Annotated in this window: 19 protein-coding genes; 18 read left to right on the forward strand and 1 reads right to left on the reverse strand. The window is 41.3% G+C overall.

Annotated features, from left to right (window positions below; all coding sequences use genetic code 11):
* The first annotated feature begins 86 nt into the window (after nt 1-86).
* The 9 genes from V7150_RS05670 to pyrE all read left to right on the forward strand — a co-directional run bounded on the left by V7150_RS05670 (nt 87) and on the right by pyrE (nt 11,048).
* Nucleotides 87-1,397 carry a solute carrier family 23 protein gene (locus tag V7150_RS05670; protein ID WP_335514694.1) on the forward strand — a complete coding sequence of 437 codons (1,311 nt, stop codon included), beginning with the start codon at nt 87-89 and terminating at the stop codon, nt 1,395-1,397.
* 150 nt (nt 1,398-1,547) lie between these two features.
* Entirely contained in the window at nt 1,548-2,492 is a 945-nt protein-coding gene (locus V7150_RS05675; protein ID WP_335514697.1) for an aspartate carbamoyltransferase catalytic subunit, read from the forward strand.
* The gene (locus V7150_RS05680; protein WP_335514700.1) at nt 2,452-3,738 is read left to right on the forward strand and encodes a dihydroorotase; all 1,287 of its coding nucleotides are present in this window, start codon (nt 2,452-2,454) and stop codon (nt 3,736-3,738) included. Before V7150_RS05675 ends, V7150_RS05680 begins: the two co-directional genes overlap by 41 nt.
* Entirely contained in the window at nt 3,735-4,841 is a 1,107-nt protein-coding gene (locus V7150_RS05685) for a carbamoyl phosphate synthase small subunit (RefSeq protein WP_335514703.1), read from the forward strand. Before V7150_RS05680 ends, V7150_RS05685 begins: the two co-directional genes overlap by 4 nt.
* On the forward strand, nt 4,820-8,026 hold the full coding sequence (gene carB / locus V7150_RS05690; protein WP_335514706.1) for a carbamoyl-phosphate synthase large subunit: 3,207 nt from the start codon (nt 4,820-4,822) through the stop codon (nt 8,024-8,026). The genes V7150_RS05685 and carB overlap by 22 nt, the downstream gene beginning before the upstream one ends.
* Entirely contained in the window at nt 8,026-8,796 is a 771-nt protein-coding gene (locus tag V7150_RS05695; RefSeq protein WP_335514944.1) for a dihydroorotate dehydrogenase electron transfer subunit, read from the forward strand. Before carB ends, V7150_RS05695 begins: the two co-directional genes overlap by 1 nt.
* The gene (locus V7150_RS05700; protein ID WP_335514709.1) at nt 8,793-9,734 is read left to right on the forward strand and encodes a dihydroorotate dehydrogenase; all 942 of its coding nucleotides are present in this window, start codon (nt 8,793-8,795) and stop codon (nt 9,732-9,734) included. Before V7150_RS05695 ends, V7150_RS05700 begins: the two co-directional genes overlap by 4 nt.
* Entirely contained in the window at nt 9,706-10,422 is a 717-nt protein-coding gene (gene pyrF, locus V7150_RS05705) for an orotidine-5'-phosphate decarboxylase (protein ID WP_335514711.1), read from the forward strand. Before V7150_RS05700 ends, pyrF begins: the two co-directional genes overlap by 29 nt.
* The gene (gene pyrE / locus V7150_RS05710; RefSeq protein ID WP_335514714.1) at nt 10,419-11,048 is read left to right on the forward strand and encodes an orotate phosphoribosyltransferase; all 630 of its coding nucleotides are present in this window, start codon (nt 10,419-10,421) and stop codon (nt 11,046-11,048) included. The genes pyrF and pyrE overlap by 4 nt, the downstream gene beginning before the upstream one ends.
* A gap of 122 nt (nt 11,049-11,170) precedes the next feature.
* On the opposite strand, the gene V7150_RS05715 is transcribed toward pyrE, so the two are convergent.
* On the reverse strand, nt 11,171-12,880 hold the full coding sequence (locus V7150_RS05715) for an Rqc2 family fibronectin-binding protein (protein WP_335514717.1): 1,710 nt from the start codon (nt 12,878-12,880) through the stop codon (nt 11,171-11,173).
* Between the two features lie 322 nt (nt 12,881-13,202).
* Here V7150_RS05715 and V7150_RS05720 point away from each other — a divergent pair, with 322 nt between their 5' ends.
* The 9 genes from V7150_RS05720 to fmt all read left to right on the forward strand — a co-directional run bounded on the left by V7150_RS05720 (nt 13,203) and on the right by fmt (nt 23,399).
* Entirely contained in the window at nt 13,203-15,881 is a 2,679-nt protein-coding gene (locus V7150_RS05720; RefSeq protein ID WP_335514721.1) for a calcium-translocating P-type ATPase, SERCA-type, read from the forward strand.
* Between the two features lie 103 nt (nt 15,882-15,984).
* Nucleotides 15,985-16,860: a YicC/YloC family endoribonuclease gene (locus V7150_RS05725; protein ID WP_335514724.1), complete on the forward strand. Its 876-nt coding sequence runs from the start codon at nt 15,985-15,987 to the stop codon at nt 16,858-16,860.
* 61 nt (nt 16,861-16,921) lie between these two features.
* On the forward strand, nt 16,922-17,185 hold the full coding sequence (gene remA, locus V7150_RS05730) for an extracellular matrix/biofilm regulator RemA (protein WP_283922582.1): 264 nt from the start codon (nt 16,922-16,924) through the stop codon (nt 17,183-17,185).
* Nucleotides 17,186-17,196: 11 nt separating this feature from the next.
* Nucleotides 17,197-17,811 (forward strand): guanylate kinase, encoded by a 615-nt coding sequence (gene gmk / locus V7150_RS05735; protein WP_335514728.1) that lies wholly within the window; start codon nt 17,197-17,199, stop codon nt 17,809-17,811.
* Between the two features lies 1 nt (nt 17,812).
* Nucleotides 17,813-18,031 carry a DNA-directed RNA polymerase subunit omega gene (gene rpoZ, locus V7150_RS05740; RefSeq protein ID WP_283922584.1) on the forward strand — a complete coding sequence of 73 codons (219 nt, stop codon included), beginning with the start codon at nt 17,813-17,815 and terminating at the stop codon, nt 18,029-18,031.
* 197 nt (nt 18,032-18,228) lie between these two features.
* A complete protein-coding gene (gene coaBC, locus V7150_RS05745) occupies nt 18,229-19,452 on the forward strand; it encodes a bifunctional phosphopantothenoylcysteine decarboxylase/phosphopantothenate--cysteine ligase CoaBC (protein ID WP_335514732.1) in 1,224 nt (407 codons plus the stop codon).
* Nucleotides 19,439-21,850 (forward strand): primosomal protein N', encoded by a 2,412-nt coding sequence (gene priA, locus V7150_RS05750; RefSeq protein WP_335514735.1) that lies wholly within the window; start codon nt 19,439-19,441, stop codon nt 21,848-21,850. The genes coaBC and priA overlap by 14 nt, the downstream gene beginning before the upstream one ends.
* Nucleotides 21,851-21,972: 122 nt before the next feature.
* A complete protein-coding gene (gene def / locus V7150_RS05755; protein ID WP_335514738.1) occupies nt 21,973-22,458 on the forward strand; it encodes a peptide deformylase in 486 nt (161 codons plus the stop codon).
* A complete protein-coding gene (fmt, locus tag V7150_RS05760; RefSeq protein WP_335514741.1) occupies nt 22,455-23,399 on the forward strand; it encodes a methionyl-tRNA formyltransferase in 945 nt (314 codons plus the stop codon). The genes def and fmt overlap by 4 nt, the downstream gene beginning before the upstream one ends.
* Nucleotide 23,400: the final 1 nt, after the last annotated feature.

The raw sequence follows: 23,400 nt of genomic DNA on the forward strand, positions 1-23,400 counted from the left end.
TTGTACCTCTACGGACAAAGAGGGTTTTTTTATTAAAAAAGAGCAAGATAAAACAAAAAATAAATCAGTAAACAAGGGAGATCAGTATGAGCAAAAAACCCATATTAGACGTATCAGATAAACCAAAACTATCTCAGTGGCTTACATTAAGTGTTCAGCATTTATTCGCGATGTTCGGAGCAACGATCCTTGTCCCTTATCTTACTCACTTAAGTCCGGCGATTGCTCTAATTTCAAGCGGACTTGGAACATTGGCTTTCTTATTAATAACAAAATTCAAAGTACCAGCCTATCTTGGTTCATCGTTTGCTTTTATTACGCCTGTTATTACGGCTAAAGCTGGAGGGGGTCCTGGTGCAGCTATGGTTGGAACCTTCCTGGCTGGCCTAGTCTATGCGATTATCGCTCTGATTATCAGCCAAGCAGGACATCGTTGGATAATGAAGCTTCTGCCGCCTGTTGTGGTTGGACCAGTAATCATAGTTATTGGCTTGTCTGTCGCCCCAACAGCAGTGGGAATGGCAATGAATAACCCAGCAGGAAAGTATAGTATGCTTCATTTCTCTGTGGCGTTGGTCACTCTTGCTGCAACGATCATCTTCTCGATTTTTGCAAAAAAAATATTAAGCATTATCCCGATATTAGCAGGCATTGTTGTTGGTTATATTTACGCATTAATGATGGGAATCGTTGATTTTGGACCGGTAATGAAAGCTGATTGGCTGGAAATGCCGGAATTTATAATCCCATTTGTCAGCTATAAAGTAAAATTCACATGGGACATTTTCTGGTTAATGGTACCTGTAGCCGTAGTTACCATTTCCGAACATATCGGCCACCAGTTAATCCTTAGTAAGGTAGTCGGTCGAGATTACATTAAAGAACCAGGCTTACATCGTTCTATCCTTGGTGATGGAACAGCAACAATTATATCAGCATTGGTCGGGGGTCCGCCAAAAACCACCTACGGTGAAAATATCGGCGTCCTTGCGATTACTCGGGTTTATAGTGTGTACGTACTAGCAGGTGCAGCAGTATTAGCAATCATCTTCGGATTTGTCGGCAAAATTACTGCTTTAATCCAAACCATTCCAACACCTGTCATGGGCGGTGTCTCCATCCTTCTGTTTGGTATTATCGCTTCCTCAGGATTAAGGATGTTAGTCGATAGTAAAATTGATTTTGATGATAAACGAAACTTGGTGATTGCATCTGTGATTCTGATTATCGGAATTGGCGGGGCCATCCTTAAGCTGCCTATTAAAGATATCCAAATCCAAGGGATGGCGTTAGCAGCAATCTTAGGTGTAGTGTTAAACCTTATTCTTCCAGGCGGACAGCCAGTGAGTGATGACATGTTTGGAGAGGAAACAAAAGAAGACCAAAAAACAGCATAATAAAGTTACCTTTTAACTAAGTCCAGAGAGGCTTAAAAGGGTGTTAAGCTAAAAAAACCAGATTGATAAAAATGGTTTAGCTTGGATTCAATGCACCCTGATAGATGATTCAGGGTGTATTTTTATATTAGAGAGGAAGGCGGGAATAGGATGTTACATCATTTACTTACTACAAATGAGTTAAAGGTTGAGGAAATATGTCAATTGCTTGAGGATGCTAAAAGGTTTTCGGAAGGAATGGTCTGGAGGCCGGAACAGCAAATGTTTGCTGCAAACCTATTTTTTGAAGCAAGTACAAGAACAAAATGCAGTTTCGAGGTAGCGGAACGAAGGTTAGGCTTAGGGGTCATTCCGTTTGAAGTGGAAACTTCAAGTGTTCAAAAAGGAGAGACACTTTACGATACGGTTAAAACATTGGAATCGATCGGGGTCAATGCAATCGTCATTCGCCATGGGCAGGATCGTTATTTTGATGATTTGGTTGGAAAAATTAATATCCCGATTCTTAATGGCGGTGATGGATGTGGCCATCATCCAACGCAGTCGCTCCTTGATTTGTTAACCATCCAACAGGAGTTTGGTCGATTTGATGGCTTGAAAATAGCGATTATTGGCGACATAAGTCATAGCAGAGTGGCTAGGTCAAATGCCGATGCCTTAACAAGGCTTGGTGCAGATGTCATTTTTTCCGGACCGGAAGAATGGTTCGATTACCACAGTTTAAATAATGCAAGATTTAAACCAATTGATGAAGCAATCAGAGAAGCTGATGTCGTCATGCTTCTAAGGGTCCAGCATGAACGTCATCAAAAAAAGGGAAGTTTTACAGCTTCAGAGTATCACCGCCAATTTGGCCTTACCTTAGAAAGAGAAAAGCGCATGAAAACAAACAGTATTATTATGCATCCCGCACCCGTAAATAGAAATGTGGAAATTGCTGATAGCCTTGTAGAATGCAATCGCTCAAGAATCTTTAAGCAAATGGAAAACGGTGTTTATGTCAGAATGGCTGCCTTAAAACGGTCAATCGAAAGTTTAATGGGAGGGAATCAATATGAAACTGCTTATCCAGAACACAAATTACATAGCATCTAACGGTCAAAATGATAAGACAGATATTTTAATAGAAAATGGGATTGTAACGAAAATAGAAAAGACGATTAATACAGAGGTAGACCGTACTGTGGACGCATCGGGAATGGTTGTCTCACCTGGATTTATCGACTTACATGTCCACCTACGGGAGCCCGGCGGTGAAAAAAAAGAAACGATTGCAACCGGAACTATGGCCGCAGCTAAAGGAGGATTTACCACTGTTGCCACCATGCCAAACACCCGACCGGTGCCTGACACCAAAAACCACATGGACAACTTACAAAAAATGATTCAAGAGAAAGCCCATGTACGGGTTTTACCTTATGCCTCTATTACGACAAGGCTGCTTGGTCAGGAATTAACAGACTTTGAGGTGCTGAAAAGCGCTGGGGCGTTTGCCTTTACGGATGATGGTGTTGGGGTGCAATCGGCGAGCATGATGCTTGAAGCTATGAGGAAAGCTGCAGCAATAAATATGGCCATTGTTGCCCATTGTGAAGAAAACACCCTAATCAATAAAGGTTGCGTGCATGAGGGTTCATACGCGAAACAAAACGATTTAAACGGAATTCCATCCGTTTGTGAATCAGTCCAGATTGCTAGAGATGTTTTACTTGCTGAGGCAGCAGGCTGTCATTACCATGTCTGTCATGTCAGTACGAAGGAGTCTGTCCGTGTCATCAGGGATGCCAAGCGAGCGGGTATCAATGTCACTGCGGAAGTTACCCCGCACCATTTATTATTATCGCAAGACGATATCCCAGGTCTTGATACAAATTATAAGATGAATCCGCCGCTCAGGGATGCTGCAGATCGTGCAGCGTTAATCGAAGGCCTTCTTGATGGAACAATTGATTTCATTGCTACTGATCATGCACCACATACACTGGAAGAAAAAAATGAAGGAATGGAATTGGCGCCGTTCGGGATTGTCGGATTAGAGACAGCATTCCCGCTTCTATATACACATTTTGTATTAAAAGGAATTATTTCTTTAGAACAATTAATCAGCTTCTTAACGAAGAAGCCAGCCCAAAGCTTTGCCCTTCCATATGGGAAAATTGAAGTAGGTGCTCCGGCAGATCTCGTTTTAATTAATCTGAATGAAGAAAGAGAAATTAATCCAAGCGAGTTCCTATCCAAGGGGAGAAATACCCCATTTACAGGCTGGAAATGTAAAGGCTGGCCGGAAATGACAATAGCTGGTGGTCAAATAGTTTGGGAAAAGGGATGTGTTACAGCATGAAAGCACAGCTAATTTTAGAAGATGGAACGGTTTTTATCGGGGACGGATTTGGCAGTCATATGGATACAATTGGTGAAGTTGTTTTTAATACAGGAATGACAGGTTATCAAGAGATTCTTTCGGATCCTTCCTATTGCGGCCAAATTGTCATGCTAACTTATCCGTTAATCGGAAATTACGGGATCAACCGTGATGATTTTGAATCGATTAATCCCGCAGTGAAAGGATTTATTGTCAAAGAAGTGACCGACTACCCTTCCAACTGGCGCAGTGAATTTACCATCAATGAATATTTTAAAATGAAAAAAATTCCCGGAATTGCCGGGATTGATACTAGAAAATTAACAAGGATTATCCGTCAATACGGAACATTAAAAGGTGCAATCTGCAGTATTGATCGGGATCCGTATGAGGTTGTTAGCAGATTACGGCAGACAAAACTTCCGATAGACCAAGTCAGAACAGTGTCTACAAAAAATTCATATCCGAGCCCTGGCCGCGGGAAACGAATTGTTCTCGTTGATTTTGGGATGAAGCACGGTATTTTACGAGAATTAAATAAGCGCGGGTGTGATGTCATTGTTGTTCCATACCATACAACGGCAGATGAAATCCTGCAATTACGCCCGGATGGAATCATGCTTTCAAATGGACCTGGAGATCCAAAGGATGTTCCTGAAGCCATACACATGATTAAACAAGTGCTAGGAATAGTTCCGATATTTGGAATTTGCCTGGGACATCAATTATTTGCCTTGGCCTGTGGTGCGAATACGATGAAAATGAAATTTGGCCACCGTGGTTCAAACCATCCTGTCAAGGAACTGGCTACAGGTAAAATTGCTATCACTTCGCAAAACCATGGATACACAGTAGAAACAGAATCTTTACATCAAACTAGATTAGCGATAACCCATACAGCCTTAAACGATGGTACAATCGAAGGCTTAAAACATTTAGATTATCCGGCCTTTACGGTTCAATACCACCCAGAAGCTTCTCCGGGGCCAGAGGATGCAAACAGCTTATTTGAACAATTTCTTGCTATGATTGAGGCTGAAAAACAGGAGGTAACAGCAACATGCCAAAACGTACAGATATAAACTCCATTTTAGTCATTGGATCAGGACCAATTGTCATTGGTCAGGCTGCAGAATTTGATTATGCCGGCACTCAGGCCTGTATGGCGCTAAAGGAGGAAGGTTATCGTGTCATCCTCGTAAACTCAAATCCAGCAACCATCATGACAGATACAGAAATCGCCGATGCCACTTATATTGAGCCATTAACAGTGGAATTTGTCAGCCGGATTATTCGTAAAGAGCGTCCTGATGCTTTAGTAGCTACGCTTGGAGGTCAAACCGGTTTGAACCTTGCTGTTGAGCTTGCAAAATCGGGAGTCCTAGAAGAGTGTGAAGTTGAAATTTTAGGTACAAAACTTTCTGCTATTAATCAAGCAGAGGACCGAGAATTATTCCGCAGCTTAATGAATGAGTTAAATGAACCAGTCCCAGACAGTGAAATTATCCATGAAATTGAGGAAGCTAAAGCTTTTGTTGAAAAAATTGGTTTCCCAGTCATTGTCCGCCCGGCCTTTACACTTGGAGGAACCGGTGGCGGTATTTGCCGAAACCATGATGAACTTGAGGAAATTGTCACAAGTGGACTGAAAAATAGCCCCGTACATCAATGCTTACTTGAAAAAAGCATTGCAGGCTACAAGGAAATTGAATATGAAGTTATGTGTGATGCCGCTGATAACGCGATTGTAGTTTGTAACATGGAAAACATCGACCCGGTTGGCGTCCATACAGGTGATTCCATCGTTGTCGCTCCTAGTCAAACCTTAAGCGACCGCGAATACCAGCTGCTAAGAAACGTTTCACTAAAAATCATTCGAGCTCTCGGAATTGAAGGGGGCTGTAATGTTCAGCTTGCTTTAGACCCATATAGTTTTAATTATTATATTATCGAAGTAAATCCACGGGTCAGCCGTTCCTCTGCCCTTGCATCTAAAGCGACAGGGTATCCGATTGCAAAGCTTGCCGCCAAAATAGCAGTTGGATTAACACTCGATGAAATGCTTAACCCGGTAACTGGAAAAACATATGCCTGTTTCGAACCGGCACTCGACTACATCGTGACAAAAATCCCGCGGTGGCCGTTTGATAAATTTGAATCAGGAAACCGCTCGCTCGGAACGCAAATGAAGGCAACGGGTGAAGTAATGGCCATCGGCCGGACGTTTGAGGAATCACTGTTAAAAGCCATCCGTTCCCTTGAATGTGAAGTCCATCATTTTGAATTAAACGGTGCAGATGATATTGATGATGAATTACTTGAAAAACGAATTCTTAAAGCGGGAGATGAGCGGCTCTTTTATATTGCGGAAAGCTTAAAGCGTGGGACATCAATAGAAACCATTCATCAGTGGAGCAAAATTGATTTATTTTTCTTAAAAAAAATGGCAGGTATTATTGAACTTGAGGTAAAGCTTGCAGCCTGCCCATTCGACAGGGAACTCCTTAAGGAAGCAAAGCAAAAGGGATTTTCCGATAAAAAAATTGCTGAGCTTTGGAATCGATCAGAAACCGAAATATACCATTTGCGCAAAGAATTGGGCATCATTCCTGTATACAAAATGGTGGATACATGCGCGTCTGAATTTGAGAGTGAAACGCCTTATTATTATGGTACCTATGAAGAGGAAAATGAATCGGTTGTGACCAGCAAGGACAGTGTAATTGTTCTAGGTTCAGGTCCAATCCGGATCGGTCAAGGAATTGAGTTCGATTATGCCACTGTCCATTCGGTAAAAGCTATAAAAGAAGCGGGTTATGAGGCGATCATTATTAATAACAATCCGGAAACTGTCTCGACTGATTTCAGTATTTCAGATAAGCTCTATTTCGAGCCGCTGACAATTGAGGACGTTATGCAAATCATCGACTTGGAAAATCCGATTGGAGTGGTCGTTCAGTTCGGCGGGCAGACAGCGATAAATCTTGCTGCTGAGCTGGTCGAGCATGGGGTAAAAATATTAGGAACAAGCTTAGAGGATTTAGACCGTGCAGAGGATAGGGATAAATTTGAACAAGCAATAGATCAGTTAAATATTCCGCAGCCGCTTGGTAAAACAGCTTTATCGGTGGAAGAAGCTGTTATCATTGCCGAGGAAATCGGTTATCCGGTTCTAGTCCGTCCTTCATACGTTCTTGGCGGAAGGGCGATGGAAATCGTCTACCAAAGAGAAGAATTGCTCCATTACATGGAGAATGCCGTTAAAATTAATCCGGAACATCCTGTCTTAATCGACAGGTATCTAACAGGGAAGGAAATCGAAGTGGATGCCATTTGTGACGGGGAACATGTATTGATCCCGGGGATTATGGAGCATATTGAACGGGCAGGAGTTCACTCTGGTGATTCAATCGCTGTATATCCGCCGCAGTCACTATCGGGAAATGTGAAACAAACACTTGTTGAGTATACGGAAAAATTGGCTAGAGGCTTAAATATTATTGGGCTGTTAAATATTCAGTATGTCTTATCAGGAAATCAAGTATACGTTCTTGAAGTCAATCCGCGTTCAAGTCGAACTGTTCCATTTTTGAGTAAAATCACCAATGTACCAATGGCGAAAATTGCGACAAAAGCAATTCTAGGAATTTCTATTATTAAGCAAGGGTACCAGCCAGGGCTTGTTCCAGAAAAAAATGGCGTTTATGTCAAGGTTCCGGTATTCTCATTTGCTAAGCTAAAAAGTGTCGATATCACATTAGGACCGGAGATGAAATCAACCGGTGAGGTAATGGGCAAGGATCACACCCTTGAAAAGGCACTTTATAAAGGTTTGATAGCCTCTGGTATGAATATTCAAAGGTTTGGTACAGTGTTGTTTACCGTTTCTGATAAAGATAAGGAAGAAGCATTAAAACTAGCGGTAAGGTTTGCCGCAAATGGCTACCGCATAATGGCCACAAGTGGGACAGCAGCCGTGCTTGAGTCCGCAGGTTTGAAAGTAAAGGTTGTTGGCAAGATTGGCTCAGAAGGTCAGACTTTATTGGATGTGATTCATCATGGAGAAGTGCAGTTCATCGTCAATACTCTGACAAAAGGGAAGCAGCCTGCGAGAGATGGCTTTCGAATTCGCCGGGAAGCCGTTGAAAACGGTGTTCCTTGTTTAACCTCATTAGATACGGCAAATGCAATTTTAAGAGTAATCGAGTCGATGAATTTTTCCACTGAAGCGATGGGTGCAGCAATTAAGGAGGAAGTCCTCGTATGATTCAGAAAGAACTTTGCCAAATCATCAGCCAAACGGAAATTGCCGATGATATTTTTGAAATAACAGTAAAAGCGTCAATGGTAAGTCAAATCAAAGCTCCAGGGCAGTTTGTTCATATTCGGGTTGCTGATGCCCTGGACCCGCTTTTGCGGAGACCCATCAGTATTTCATCGTTTAATTCCGTGAAAGGGCAAATGACGATGATTTATCGGAGGGATGGCAAGGGGACTACAAAACTATCTGAAATGAAACCAGGAATGGAGCTTGATATCCTCGGTCCGTTAGGGAACGGTTTTCCTGTTGAAGAAATGGAAATAGGGGAAACAGCGTTGCTTGTTGGCGGAGGAATCGGTGTACCGCCGTTATATGAACTATCCACGCAGTTAATAGCGAGAGGGATTAAAGTCATTCATGTACTCGGTTTTCAAACGGAATCAGCTGTTTTTTATGAACAGGAGTTTTTGAAAAATGGAGAAACCTATGTGGCTACGGTTGACGGAACCTATGGGACAAAAGGGTTTGTAACAGATGTAATCGAAAATTTAGGTTTCGATGCTATCTATGCCTGTGGCCCCACTCCGATGTTAAAAGCACTTGAACGACTTTATTCGGACAAAAAGATGTTCTTATCCTTAGAAGAACGAATGGGCTGTGGCATTGGTGCTTGCTTCGCGTGTGTCTGCCACAAGGCGGATGATCCAACAGGTTTTTCTTATAAAAAAGTCTGCAGTGACGGACCAGTTTTTCGCGCTGGGGAGGTAGTAATATGAACCGTTTAAATGTTGAGTTACCTGGTTTAAACTTAAAAAACCCTATAATGCCAGCATCGGGCTGTTTTGGGTTTGGACGTGAATACAGCCAATTTTATGATTTAAATGAACTTGGAGCTATCATGATCAAAGCGACAACAGTTGAGCCGAGATTTGGCAATCCTACCCCACGGGTCGCTGAAACGGATGCAGGAATGCTCAATGCCATTGGTCTGCAAAATCCGGGATTAGAAAAAGTTTTGTCCGAAGAACTGCCATGGCTTTCACAGTTTGATGTTCCGATCATTGCAAATGTTGCCGGTTCCCTTGAAGAAGATTATGTCTCGGTTGCAAGCGAAATTTCCAAGGCAGCAAATGTTCATGCGTTAGAATTAAATATTTCCTGCCCAAACGTTAAAACTGGCGGGATCGCGTTTGGAACGATTCCCGAGGTTGCTAAGCGATTGACAAGGAAGGTAAAAGAGGTATCCAAGGTTCCTGTATATGTGAAACTGTCCCCAAATGTTACCAATATTGTTGAGATGGCAAGAGCTGTGGAAGAGGGCGGAGCTGATGGTCTAACAATGATTAATACTCTTGTCGGCATGAGACTTGATTTAAAGACAGGCAGGCCGATTTTAGCCAACAATACAGGTGGTCTATCAGGTCCTGCGATTAAGCCGGTGGCAATTCGGATGATTTATGAAGTGAGCCAAGCCGTTTCGCTTCCGATTATCGGGATGGGCGGTGTACAATCAGCGGAGGATGTCATCGAATATTTTTACGCGGGGGCGAGTGCGGTTGCTGTTGGAACAGCAAACTTCGTTGACCCGTTTGTCTGCCCAACGATCATTGAGGAACTGCCAGTGCTTTTAGAAAAATTAGGGTTTGAACATATCAGTGAATGCAAGGGAAGGAGCTGGAAGAAGCATGGAGAACTCACTTATCATCGCGCTTGATTTTGCTAACAAAAGTGAAATTGAACGTTTTTTGACACCGTTTGAAGATCGAAAGCTTTTTGTAAAAGTGGGTATGGAGCTTTTTTACCAGGAAGGCCCAGCAATTGTTCATCAATTAAAAGAAAAGGGACATCAGATCTTTCTTGATTTAAAGCTGCATGATATTCCGAACACCGTAAAAAGTGCTATGAAGGGGCTGGCGCTACTAGAATGTGACCTGGTCAATGTTCATGCTGCTGGAGGAAGAGAAATGATGGAAGCGGCAATAGAGGGATTAGAGGCAGGAACGTCAGCAGGAAGGAAACGTCCAAATTGTATCGCTGTAACCCAATTAACCAGCACATCACAAGAACAAATGAATAAGGAGCAACTAATCCCCATTACATTGAATGAATCAGTGTTACATTATGCAACGCTAACAAAAGATGCGGGTTTAGATGGGGTAGTGTGCTCAGCTTGGGAATCTGAAATAATTCACAATCAAACAGGCAGCTCATTTTTAACTGTTTGTCCGGGTATCAGGATGGAGACTGATCTTGTTGGTGACCAAAAACGTGTGGCTACCCCTGAATTTGCGAGAAATACAGGTGTAAGTGCAATTGTTGTCGGACGATCGATTACAAGGTCAATGGACCCAGTAAAAAGCTATGATCAATGGATAAGGGCATGGAGAGGTGTACAACAATGAAAAAGAAAATTGCTGAAAAACTATTAGAAATCAATGCCGTGGCATTAAGACCAAAAGACCCATTCACCTGGACATCAGGACTAAAATCCCCGATATATTGTGATAATCGCTTGACTCTTTCCTATCCTGAAGTTAGAAGAGAGATTGCAAAAGGATTACAAAACCTCATTCTTGAAAACTTTCCAGCAGCAGAGGTAATTGCAGGAACAGCGACAGCGGGGATTCCACATGCTGCATGGGTAAGTGAGCTAATGGACCTGCCGATGTGTTATGTCCGTTCAAAGGCAAAAGGGCACGGCAAGGGCAATCAAATCGAAGGCAAAGTGGAACAAGCCCAAAAGGTGGTTGTCGTAGAAGATCTCATTTCAACCGGGGGCAGTGTAATCACCGCTGTGCAAGCTTTAAGGGAAGCAGGCTGCGAAGTGTTAGGGGTTGTCTCTATTTTTACATATGGACTTGAAAAAGGAAATCAGTTACTTCATGGGGCAGAAATTAACAGTTTTTCACTGACTGATTTTCCGACATTAATCGAAGTAGCTATTTCAAAAGGCTATGTTAGCTCAGAAGATCAGGAAAGTCTGCTGTTGTGGAGAAAAGATCATTCTGAATGGAGCAAACAGTTTTAGTAAACTGATTCGATGATAAAATCTAAAATTCGCTGATATAATTCTATATTCGCTGATAAATCATAAAAATCCGCTGATAAATCGAAAAAGAGGGTGTCCAAGTTGGATACCCTCTTTCCTTTCTATTTCTTTAATTTCAAAACCAATTCCTCATCCGGTGTAACATAAACCGTTTGCTGATTGTCATAAATTACAAATCCGGGTTTGGCACCGCTAGGTTTTTTGACATGACGAACCTTTGTAAAATCTACAGGAACCGAGCTAGAATTCCGCGCTTTACTGTAATATGCCGCTAACACAGCTGCCTCTATAATCGTATCATCAGAAGGTTCTTTACTGCGAATCACTACATGAGAGCCTGGAATATCCTTCGTATGCAGCCAAATCTCATCCCTCGCCGCCAGCTTATTAGTCAAATAATCATTTTGCTTATTGTTTTTTCCTACAATAATATCCGTCCCATCTGAGGCAATAAAGTGATCCAGCACCGGCTTAACATTCTGAATCTTCTTACCGTTTCGTTTCTGGCGTTCACGGATATAGCCGCCCTCGACAAGCTCCTCACGAATCTCCTGAATATCCTTTGGAGAGGCAGCTTGGACCTGTTGCATTAAATTATCAAAATACGCAACTTCTTCACGAGCTTTTTCGATTTGTTCAACTACCACAGCAATAGCATTCTTCGCTTTTTGGTATTTGGAGAAATACTTTTGCGCATTTTCAGATGGTGATTTTCTTGGATCAAGCGGAATCACCATTGTTCCTCCCAAATCATCATAATAATTGAGAACTTCGATTTCCTTCATACCCTTTGTTACTGCGTATAGATTGGCTGTTAACAATTCTCCATAACGCTGAAACTGCTCTGCCCGTTCCGCTTCTTTCAATGTATTCTCAAGCTTAACTATTTTTTTTTCATTCTTTTCTTTTTCATTGCTTATGAAGCGTTCAATATCATTTCCTTGCTGCTTAACCCGGTCCCGTTCTGCTTTTCCAAAATAATAGCGGTCAAGCATTTCACTGAGGGTCTTGAAGGTTTTCTTTTCACCCTTCAGATGCTCAAGTGGAAAAAGATAAAACGCTTCTTTTCCATTAGCTGATATTATCGCAGGCGATATATCACCTGCATCAATTTTTTTAATCAATCGTACAAATGTCCCTGGGACAGTAGTACGATTTGCAAGACCGCTTTGAAAAATAACTTCCTTTGCAAAAATAGGTGAGATTCCGGCAAAATGCTCGACTAACTGGCGATCCACCTTACCACCAATAAAATCAACTGACCTTAATATATCTTCTTCAACTGCTTCAAATGGATTTACCTTGTTTTGCTCTGGAGGGAAAATATAAGGCTGTCCAGGCAAAATTGCCCTGTGGCTGTTAACGGCAAAAGAGACATGTTTGATGCTATCAAGAATGACATTCCTCGTTTTATCAACCAAAACGATATTGCTGTGCCGGCCCATTATTTCAATAATTAATTGTTTATAGCTTATATCACCAATCTCATTCCGGCCCTTAATTTCAAAAATAATCATCCGGTCATTGTCAATCTGATAAAGATCCTCCAAAATGTAACCCTCAATATGCTTTCTAAGAAGCATACAAAACATAGGCGGTTCACTTGGATTGTCATATGCTTCATTAGTAAGCTGGACTCGGGCGTAACTTGGGTGTGCAGATAAAAGAAGTTTTTGATTCACACCATGTGCACGAACGGTAAGAATCACTTCATTTTTATAAGGTTGATGAACCTTGTTAATTCTTCCTCCTTTCAAGGAGAGAACAAGCTCATCGACCATAGCTTTTGTAAATAGACCATCAAATGACATCGAAAACATCCTTTTCTTCCAATATATAATTACATTCCTAATTAACGTGCAGTAGGATCCCCGCTTCAAGACTATGAGATGAAAATTTTAGGATTAGTGGTGTTAAACTGCACGTATAAGCCCAATTGGTTTAACTAACAAACAGTGGGGAGGGAAAACTACCCACTGTTTGAAGTTTTTCACCTTATTATATCCTACTTATCTAAACACTGTCTTATTTTCCCCTTGCAATAACGTTAATCATAGCATTTTTTTGGACGACCCTGAATAAGCTTTCTTTAGAGCTAGTCTGAATGAATAAAGGGGGAAGTGAGATGGTCGGATGAAATTCCATGAAATGAAGATAGATCAAGTAGAAAAGGCCTTAGAAACCGACTTTTCTTCTGGATTATCACAGGAAGAAGTAAAAAAGCGAATGAAACAACACGGTCTAAATGAATTACACGAGGGAGAAAAGCAATCTGCTTTACTCTTATTTTTTAGTCAATTTAAAGATTTTATGGTCTTAGTGCTTCTTGCTGCTACCTTGATTTCAGGGTTGCTCGGCGAATATATTGATGCTATTGCCATCATCGCAATTGTAATTATTAACGGCTGTCTTGGATTTTACCAAGAACGGAGAGCGGAGAAATCACTTCAGGCATTGAAGGAATTATCGGCACCACAGGTTTCAGTCCTTCGGGATAAAAAATGGATTAAGGCACCTTCAAAGGAAATTGTGATTGGTGATATTTTGAAGTTTGCTAGTGGTGACAGAATAGGTGCTGATGTCCGAATCATTGAATCTAAAAGCTTAGAAATTGAAGAATCTGCCTTAACGGGTGAATCTGTCCCTGTGTCGAAACATATCGACAGTTTAACCAATCCTAATCCAGGAATCGGTGATATGGAAAATATCGCCTTCATGGGCACGATGATTACAAGGGGCAGCGGGGTAGGAGTTGTCATTGCGAGCGGAATGAAAACAGCTATGGGCCAAATTGCTGATTTACTCCAAAATGCCGAGTCACAAGAAACGCCTTTGCAGCGCCGGTTAGAGCAGTTGGGAAAAATTTTAATCACAGTTGCTTTGTTGTTAACCGTTCTCGTAGTTGTAGTGGGTGTCTTGCGTGGACACGAATTATATGAAATGTTTTTAGCCGGGGTGTCTCTAGCAGTTGCGGCGATACCTGAAGGGCTGCCGGCGATTGTGACTGTAGCATTATCTCTTGGTGTTCAGAAAATGATTAGGAAGAATGCGATTGTCAGGAAATTGCCGGCAGTTGAAACTCTTGGCTGTGCCTCGGTTATTTGTTCCGACAAGACAGGTACAATGACGCAAAATAAAATGACCGTTACCCACCTATGGAGCGGCGGTCAAACGTGGAGCGTTGACGGTGTTGGATACCAGCCACAGGGGAATTTTTATCGAAACAAACAATTAGTTCAGTCTAAGGATGAAAAAGCCTTGCAGCAAATGTTGATTTTTGGGATGCTATGTAACCATTCGGACTTGGTTTTAAAGGATGATGATTTCATACTAGAAGGTGATCCCACGGAAGGTGCTTTACTGGTAAGTGCAATGAAAGCCGGCTTAGATCGTCCAAAATTATTAGATGAGTTTACGATTATTAATGAATTCCCATTTGACTCTGCCAGAAAAATGATGAGTATCCATGTTAAAGACAAGCAAGGCCGCCATTTCATCGTAACAAAAGGTGCACCTGACGTCATTTTAGGTATTTGTGAATCGATCCTTTGGGATGAGAGGACACAATATTTAAATAAAGACACACATATAAAGGTTCAAGAAGCGATAAATGGTCTTGCTTCACAGGCGCTCAGAACGATTGCGATTGCCTTTAAGCCAATACCAGCTAATACCATCATCCTAAGTGAGCAGGAAGCAGAAAAAAAATTAACCTTTATTGGCGTCCAAGGCATGATAGATCCGCCAAGACCTGAAGTAAAAGCTGCGGTAAAAGAATGTAAGGAAGCTGGGATTAAAACCGTTATGATTACCGGTGACCATGTGATTACAGCAAAAGCAATTGCTTCCCAGTTAGGGATTTTAACGAAAAAGAGCAGGGTGCTTGACGGCAAAGCATTATCTAACATGCCGGTGGAAGAGCTAGAAGATGTCGTCGATGACGTCTCTGTTTTTGCAAGAGTTTCTCCCGAACATAAACTGAAAATTGTCAAAGCATTACAAAATCGCGGACATATTGTTGCAATGACAGGTGATGGGGTGAATGATGCTCCTGCCATCAAAGCGGCAGATATTGGTGTAGCGATGGGGATAACCGGGACGGATGTCGCGAAGGAAGCATCAGCACTCGTTTTGTTAGACGATAATTTTGCTACAATTAAGGCCGCAATAAAAGAGGGCAGGAACATCTATGAAAATATCCGCAAATTTGTTCGCTACCTGCTTGCATCTAATGTAGGTGAAATATTGGTAATGTTGTTTGCAATGGTGCTTGCGTTGCCACTGCCCCTAGTACCAATCCAAATCTTATGGGTTAATTTAGTGACGGACGGACTGCCGGCAATGGCACTCGGTCTCGATCGTCCAGAGGAGAACGTGATGAAAAGGGGACCTCGCAGTCCGAATGAAGGTGTCTTTTCACGTGGATTAGGCTGGAAGGTGATATCGCGTGGCTTCCTGATTGGTCTTGTTACACTATTAGCCTTCATCATTGTGTACCATAATGACCAGTCACAGCTGCCATATGCGCAGACGGTTGCCTTTGCGACCCTTGTTATGGCCCAGCTTATTCATGTATTTGATTGCCGCAGTGAAAAATCTGTGCTCTCTAGAAACCCTTTTGGGAATCAATATCTTGTTTGGGCTGTAATCTCTTCACTCGTGTTAATGTTGGTTGTCATTTATTATCCGCCATTACAGCCAATTTTCCACACATTGCCGATTGCTGCAAAAGAGTGGTTGTTGATTGTTGGACTATCTTCAATTCCAACTTTTTTACTAGCCGGGTCATTTTTGTTAAGAAAAACAAAATAAAGTATGTTATAATCCAAAAGGTAATAGAAACCATTCTATTACCTTTTGTCTTTTTTAATTTCATAGAAAGCCGATCATTTTTCAAAGATTGGATGTGCACGTAATGGTTATAAGTATGACAGGCTTTGGCAGAGGAAAGGCCGTCTCAGGAGCCTTCTCAGTAAATGTGGAAGTAAAAACAGTCAATCACCGATTTTCTGAAATAAATATTCGGATGCCAAGACAGCTTTTAAAAATAGAAGATAAAATAAAAAAGAAACTTAATCAGTATATCCGCCGCGGCAGGGTAGAGGTTTATGTAAGTGTTGAAGGAGAAGGGGTCGTCAGCCGCAAAGTTCACGTTGATTGGAAGCTGATTGAAGAATATTATCAGTTCATCGAGCAGGCGCGAAGTAAATATGGGATTGAAGGAACAATTACTCTAAGGGATTTGCTTAATCGAACAGACCTCTTACATATTGAAGAAAGTGAAGCTGGTAATGAAGAAATTGAGAATTTAGTTCTTTCTGCTGTGGAAGAAGCCGTGATATTACTTAGAAAAATGCGAATGGCCGAAGGGGAAGAATTGAAAAAAGATTTGCTTGCTATTTCATCCCAATTAGAGGTAAATGTATTTGAGCTTCAGAAATATGCTCCGCTTGTTGTTCAATCTTTTAAAGAGCGACTTACGAAAAGGATGCAGGAGTTTGTCAATGGGCAATTAGATGAAACGCGAATTTTAACAGAAGTAGCTGTTTTTGCTGATAAAGCAGATATTAATGAAGAAATTACCCGCTTAAAAAGCCATATTCAACAATTCTTGCTAACTTTAAATGATCAAGAGCCTATTGGCAGAAAACTCGATTTTATCGTTCAGGAAATGAACAGAGAAGCGAATACGATTGGATCAAAAGCAAATGATTCCAATATCGCTAAAAAGGTTGTCGAGATAAAAAGTTTACTTGAAAAGTTGAAAGAACAGGTTCAGAATATCGAATAGGACTTGTTTAGAAACTGTTTAACACGGTCAAAATATATTATTGATGATTGGATGAGTGACCATGTCGATTAAATTAATTAATATTGGATTTGGGAATATCGTTTCTGCCAATCGTATTATTTCCATTGTCAGCCCGGAATCAGCACCAATTAAAAGAATTATCCAGGATGCCCGGGATCGGGGCTCGTTAATAGATGCTACATACGGACGACGTACAAGAGCAGTGATCGTCATGGATAGTGACCATGTCATTCTATCAGCTGTACAGCCTGAAACGGTTGCCAATCGCTTAACGGACCGTGATGAAACTATTGATGAAGGGTAGGATTTTAAAATATGCAGGAAAAAGGATTGCTGATTGTACTTTCCGGGCCGTCTGGGGTTGGAAAAGGAACGGTTCGAAAAGAAATTTTTTCACATCCCGAAACAGCTTTTGAATACTCGATTTCTATGACAACTCGCGTACCACGCGCGGGGGAAGTGAATGGGATAGATTATTTTTTTAAAACAAGAGAAGAATTTGAACATTTAATCGAGCAGGGAAAGCTTTTAGAGTACGCTGAATTTGTCGGTAACTATTACGGTACCCCCGTTGATTATGTCCGTGAAACTTTAGATGCCGGGAAAGATGTTTTTTTAGAAATTGAAGTAAAGGGTGCCCGTCAGGTGCGGGAAAAATTTCCTGAAGGGTTATTTATTTTCTTGATGCCGCCGAGTCTAACCGAATTAAAGAATCGTATTGTGACTAGAGGAACAGAAACAGAGGATATCATTCAAAATCGAATGTTATCTGCACGTGAAGAAATTGAAATGATGGAATTATATGATTATGTCGTTGAAAATGACCAGGTGAAACTCGCATGTGAACGTGTGAAGGCGATTGTAACAGCTGAGCATTGCCGCAGAGAAAGAGTAGAACATCGCTATAAAAAATTGCTGGAGGTTGAATAATATGTTATATCCGTCTATTGATTCACTACTAGAAAAAATTGATTCAAAATATTCCCTTGTCTCCGTTGCCGCGAAGCGTGCACGTGTAATGTCACAGGTAAGAGACGAAAGATTACCAAAATATGTTTCCTATAAATGTGTTGGAAGAGCATTAGAGGAAATTTATAGTGGTGAGCTTACCTATCGTATTTCCAAAAAAGCTGAAACATCTGCTGAGTAATCATTGAGGCTTTGCATGAAATAGATCAAAGCATGAAAGAAGGACTGACAACAAAGGAAAACTCCTAAAAGTGTCAGCCTTTTTTATTTGCCTTTCAGGAAATTTGTCAAAAATGAAAGGAAAATGATGAAAATTTAATGCAGTTCTAGCATAATAAAAAGAAGATAACGTGGACGAGAAGTGAGGGATTTAAGGTGATGATCAAGGATAAAAAAATTTTATTATGTGTTACGGGAGGTATTGCTGTGTATAAAGCAGCAGCCTTAACAAGTAAACTTGTTCAAGCTGGGGCAAAAGTTAAGGTGATTTTAAGTGAATCTGCAGAAAAATTTGTTACCCCTTTAACCTTTCAGGCATTATCCCGCAATGAAGTATTTACTGATACCTTTGATGAAAAAAATCCTCATGTAATTGCCCATATTGATTTGGCTGACTGGGCAGATTTAATTTTGATTGCCCCTGCAACTGCCAATACGATTGCCAAAATAGCTGCCGGAATTGCTGATAATATGATTACGACCACATTGCTTGCTGCAACCGCACCTGTGTGGATTGCTCCTGCTATGAATGTGCATATGTATGACCATCCTGCAGTGAAAAAAAACCTATCCATTTTGGCTGAGTATGGGTATCAATTTATCGAACCAAGCGAAGGTTATCTAGCCTGTGGTTATGTCGGCAGGGGACGCCTGGAAGAGCCTGAAAAAATTGTAGAGTTGATCCAAAGATTTTTTGCCAAAGATGAACGAAGACATCTTACAGGAAAAACGGTGGTCGTTACCGCAGGTCCTACAAGGGAAAAAATTGACCCAGTCCGCTTTATCTCCAATCATTCAACTGGAAAAATGGGCTTTGCCATTGCTGAAGAAGCGAAAAAACAAGGTGCTGATGTTGTCTTAATTTCCGGACCTGTCCAAATAGCAGCACCTGCCGGTGTGGAACTAGTAAAGGTAGAGACTGCAGACGAAATGTATAACGCCGTGTTGAAATACTATGAATCAGCGGATATTGTAATTAAAACTGCAGCAGTCGCTGACTATCGTCCAAAAGTTACCTATGATCAGAAGGTGAAAAAGCAAGCAGGCGACGCAAGTATCGCTCTTGAAAGAACAAAAGATATTCTATTCGAACTGGGGCAAAGAAAAAAGAATCAAGTACTTGTAGGCTTTGCCGCAGAGACTGAAAATCTGCAAGAATATGCCGGAAAAAAATTAACGAAGAAAAATGCTGATATGATTGTGGCGAATAATGTGAAAGCAACGGGTGCCGGTTTCGGGACAAATACAAACATTGTCACCCTTTTTAAGCGTTCCGGAGAGATTACCGAATTGCCACTTATGTCAAAAGCAGATGTTGCAAGAAGGATTATCGAAGAAGTTACTTCACTTTTGAAGGATATGGATCAAAATGGAAATTGCTAGTGTAATTGTGGATGTTCCGACAAAACAAACGGATAGGCCTTTCGATTATTTTATTCCAGAACAATGGCGTGGAGTCATTCAGCCGGGAATGAGGGTAATTGTTCCATTTGGCCCGAGAAATATCCAAGGATTTGTCGTCGATTTAAAAGCAGAATCAGAGTTTGAGAAGTTAAGAAATATTATTGAGCCGATGGATTTAGAACCTGTTTTAAACCAGGAATTATTGAAGCTCGGTGACTGGCTGACTGAAAGTACCCTCTGCTTTAAAATTTTTGCCTATCAAGTCATGCTGCCTGCGGCATTAAAAGCAAAATACGAAAAAAAGGTAAGGCTTGCTGATGGGTTAGCCGTCAAGGATCTACCCGAAACGCTTCAAGCTTTTTTTGAAAATGCTGATATGCTTGACTGGGATGATGCTCTGAAAAAGGCAATAGTTCCCCAGTTACAAAGAGAAGCAGCAAAAGGGCATCTAGAAGTGATTTATATGGTCAAGGAACGGGTTAAGAAAAAAAAGCGAAAATATGTCCGCCCAAACGTACCGCTTACAGAATTAAATAACGAAATAGAACGGATCCCTGCAAATGCGGAAAAGCAAAGGCAAGTATTACGCTATTTTTCTAGGCATTTCAATGAGGTTGAATTAAAGAAACTTGTAGCCGATGTTAAAACTTCAGCATCAACGGTAAAGGCCCTTGTTGAAAAAAAGCTGCTGACTGAGTTCGAAATGGAGGTTTATCGTAATCCCTTTGAACATCGAACATTTGAACGAACGATGCCGTTGCCTTTAACGGAGGCACAGCAAACAGCTATCGAACCGATTCTTAATGCAATTGAACAGAATCATCATGAGGTGTTTTTACTTTATGGTGTCACGGGGAGCGGGAAAACTGAAATTTACTTACAATCTATACAAGAAGTCATTGAAAAAGGCCAGGAAGCAATCGTCCTTGTACCAGAAATTTCGCTCACCCCGCAGATGGTTAATCGTTTTAAAGGAAGATTTGGAGACTTAGTGGCTGTTTTACACAGTGGCTTGTCAGCTGGGGAAAAATATGATGAATGGCGGAAAATTCAGCGCAAGGAAGTTAAAGTCGTTGTTGGAGCACGATCCGCGATTTTTGCTCCATTTGAAAATATCGGCATCATTATTATCGATGAGGAACATGAAACAAGCTATAAGCAGGAAGAAATGCCTCGCTATCATGCAAGAGATGTGGCGGTTGAACGAGCTTTAAACTATAACTGTCCGGTTGTACTTGGCAGTGCCACCCCATCGCTCGAGTCATTTGCCAGAGCACAAAAAAAGGTGTACCATCTATTATCACTTCCTAACCGGATGAACAATCAGAACCTGCCTGCCGTGGAGATCATTGATATGAGAGAGGAACTCCGTGATGGCAATCGCTCGATGTTTTCGAGGAAGCTGTTTGAAATGCTAAAAGATCGAATCGAGAAAAAGCAACAGTCTGTTTTATTTTTAAATAAACGTGGTCATTCTTCCTTTGTGATGTGCAGAGACTGCGGCTATGTGATGAATTGCCCGAACTGTGACATCTCGCTGACATACCATCGTGTAACTGAGCAAATGAAATGCCATTATTGCGGCTATGAAAGTTTTGTACCGAAGCATTGTCCCGAGTGTAATAGTGAATATATCCGCTATTTTGGAACAGGGACACAAAAGGTAGAGGAGGAGCTTGGAAAAATTCTTCCTGAAGCAAGGGTCATTCGAATGGATGTTGATACAACAGGACGAAAGGGTTCACACGAGAGACTATTAACTGATTTTAAGGATGGAAAAGCAGATATTTTATTAGGTACGCAAATGATTGCTAAAGGATTGGATTTTCCAAACATAACGTTAGTAGGCGTGCTTTCAGCTGATACGATGCTGCATTTACCTGATTTCCGGGCATCTGAAAAAACCTTCCAACTGTTGACTCAGGTTAGCGGGCGCGCAGGACGCCATCAATTGCCAGGAGAGGTCATCATTCAAACGTATACACCTGAACATTACAGCATAGAGCTTGCTAGTCACCATGACTATGATCTTTTTTATCAGCGGGAAATGATGATTCGAAAAATGCATCATTATCCACCATTCTATTATCTATCTCTCATAACGGTCAGCCATGAGCAGCTGGTCACAGTTGTGTCTGAGATGGAGAAAATTGTAAGCTATGTTCGCGCGCACGTTTCAAAGGAAGCAGTTGTCTTAGGACCTGCTGCCTCACCAATACCTAGGATTAATAATAGATATCGCTACCAATGTCTGATAAAATACAAACGGGAACCGAATCTAATAAATACTCTAAAAACTATCCTTGATCAATACCAAAAAGATACGAAAATTGGTTTGCAGGTTTCTATAGATGTAAATCCACATATTTTAATGTAAACACATAGGAGATTCCAGCTATAAAAAGGTTATGAAATCGATTTTTAGGTGAAAATGATATTTAGAAAAATATTAAAAAAATTAAGCTGCTAACATAAGATTGGCATAATGGAGGAACAGACTTGGCGATACGAAAAATTGTTATCCACCCAGCTGATATTCTCGAGCAAACCTGCACGGAAGTAGTGAAGTTTGATCGGAAGCTGGCAAAAATTCTTGATGATATGTACGACACAATGATTGAGTATGATGGGGTCGGACTAGCTGCTCCACAAATTGGTCTAGATGAGCGTATAGCTATTGTGGATATTGACGATGAACAAGGAACAATTGAAATGATTAACCCCCGCATCTTGAAAACATCGGGCGAGCAAACAGGGCCAGAAGGATGTTTAAGTTTTCCCGGACTATTTGGAGAAGTGACGCGACCTGATTTTGTGAAGATTGAAGCCTTTGACCGGAAAGGCAGGAAATATGCCCTCGAAGCAGAAGGATTCTTAGCAAGAGCCATTCAGCATGAAATCGACCATCTTGACGGAATATTATTTACCACAAAAGTAACGAGATACCTAGAGGAAGACGAGTTAAAAGGAGTAGAAAGTGAATGACGAAAATAGTTTTTATGGGAACCCCTGATTTTTCCGTACCTGTCTTACGGCAAATCATTCATGATGGCCATGAGGTCATTGGTGTTGTAACCCAGCCTGACAGGCCGGTTGGAAGAAAAAAAGTGTTAACACCACCACCTGTAAAGGTGGAGGCATTAAAAAATGGGATCCCCGTCTTTCAACCGGAAAAAATTCGCCAAGAAGAAGAGCTTGCGAAAATCCTTTCATTACAGCCGGATTTAATTGTTACTGCTGCATTTGGGCAAATTTTACCGAAAAAGCTGTTGGATGCACCTAAATTCGGTTGTATTAATGTTCACGCATCCCTATTGCCTGAGCTTCGCGGCGGCGCTCCGATTCATTACGCCATCATGCAAGGGAAAAAGAAGACCGGTGTTACAATCATGTATATGGTCGAAAAATTAGATGCCGGAGATATGTTAACGAGTGTAGAATTACCCATAACTGAAGACGACAATGTCGGTACCCTTCATGAAAAGTTAAGTGCTGCAGGGTCAAAATTATTATCAGAAACCTTGCCGCTATTATTGGCAGGTCGCCTTACTCCAAAACCGCAAAATGAGGCGGAAGCTACATTTGCTTCAAACATTAAGCGAGAGCAGGAAAAGATTATCTGGGAGAAAACGGGGGAAGAAATCTATAATCATGTCCGTGGGTTAAATCCGTGGCCCGTTGCATTTACTACGATGGAGGGCCAGGTCATAAAAATATGGCGGACCGAAAAGACATCTGACTTAAAGAGACAAGAGCCTGGAACCATTATAAAAATAGATTCAGATGGCTTTACGGTTAGCACGGGTAATGAAACTGCAATTAAAATCATCGAACTACAGCCTTCCGGGAAAACTAAAATGTCTTGTGAACAATTTTTACGGGGTGCGGGTTCAAAAATTTCATTAGGCAGCAGGCTGGGAGAATAAG

The organism is Neobacillus drentensis (assembly GCF_036965245.1).
In the GTDB taxonomy this organism is placed as follows: Bacteria; Bacillota; Bacilli; order Bacillales; family Cytobacillaceae; genus Neobacillus; species Neobacillus drentensis_G.

Bases quoted from the DNA above. Each gene is read 5' to 3' on its own strand.
- fmt (WP_335514741.1), top strand. From the start codon at position 22,455: ATGACGAAAATAGTTTTTATGGGAACCCCTGATTTTTCCGTACCTGTC.
- V7150_RS05715 (WP_335514717.1), bottom strand. From the start codon at position 12,880: ATGTCATTTGATGGTCTATTTACAAAAGCTATGGTCGATGAGCTTGTT.
- V7150_RS05685 (WP_335514703.1), top strand. From the start codon at position 3,735: ATGAAAGCACAGCTAATTTTAGAAGATGGAACGGTTTTTATCGGGGAC.
- V7150_RS05675 (WP_335514697.1), top strand. From the start codon at position 1,548: ATGTTACATCATTTACTTACTACAAATGAGTTAAAGGTTGAGGAAATA.
- V7150_RS05725 (WP_335514724.1), top strand. From the start codon at position 15,985: ATGGTTATAAGTATGACAGGCTTTGGCAGAGGAAAGGCCGTCTCAGGA.
- coaBC (WP_335514732.1), top strand. From the start codon at position 18,229: ATGATCAAGGATAAAAAAATTTTATTATGTGTTACGGGAGGTATTGCT.
- V7150_RS05720 (WP_335514721.1), top strand. From the start codon at position 13,203: ATGAAATTCCATGAAATGAAGATAGATCAAGTAGAAAAGGCCTTAGAA.
- priA (WP_335514735.1), top strand. From the start codon at position 19,439: ATGGAAATTGCTAGTGTAATTGTGGATGTTCCGACAAAACAAACGGAT.
- gmk (WP_335514728.1), top strand. From the start codon at position 17,197: ATGCAGGAAAAAGGATTGCTGATTGTACTTTCCGGGCCGTCTGGGGTT.
- remA (WP_283922582.1), top strand. From the start codon at position 16,922: ATGTCGATTAAATTAATTAATATTGGATTTGGGAATATCGTTTCTGCC.
- pyrF (WP_335514711.1), top strand. From the start codon at position 9,706: ATGGAGAACTCACTTATCATCGCGCTTGATTTTGCTAACAAAAGTGAA.
- V7150_RS05680 (WP_335514700.1), top strand. From the start codon at position 2,452: ATGAAACTGCTTATCCAGAACACAAATTACATAGCATCTAACGGTCAA.
- pyrE (WP_335514714.1), top strand. From the start codon at position 10,419: ATGAAAAAGAAAATTGCTGAAAAACTATTAGAAATCAATGCCGTGGCA.
- carB (WP_335514706.1), top strand. From the start codon at position 4,820: ATGCCAAAACGTACAGATATAAACTCCATTTTAGTCATTGGATCAGGA.
- V7150_RS05700 (WP_335514709.1), top strand. From the start codon at position 8,793: ATGAACCGTTTAAATGTTGAGTTACCTGGTTTAAACTTAAAAAACCCT.
- rpoZ (WP_283922584.1), top strand. From the start codon at position 17,813: ATGTTATATCCGTCTATTGATTCACTACTAGAAAAAATTGATTCAAAA.
- V7150_RS05670 (WP_335514694.1), top strand. From the start codon at position 87: ATGAGCAAAAAACCCATATTAGACGTATCAGATAAACCAAAACTATCT.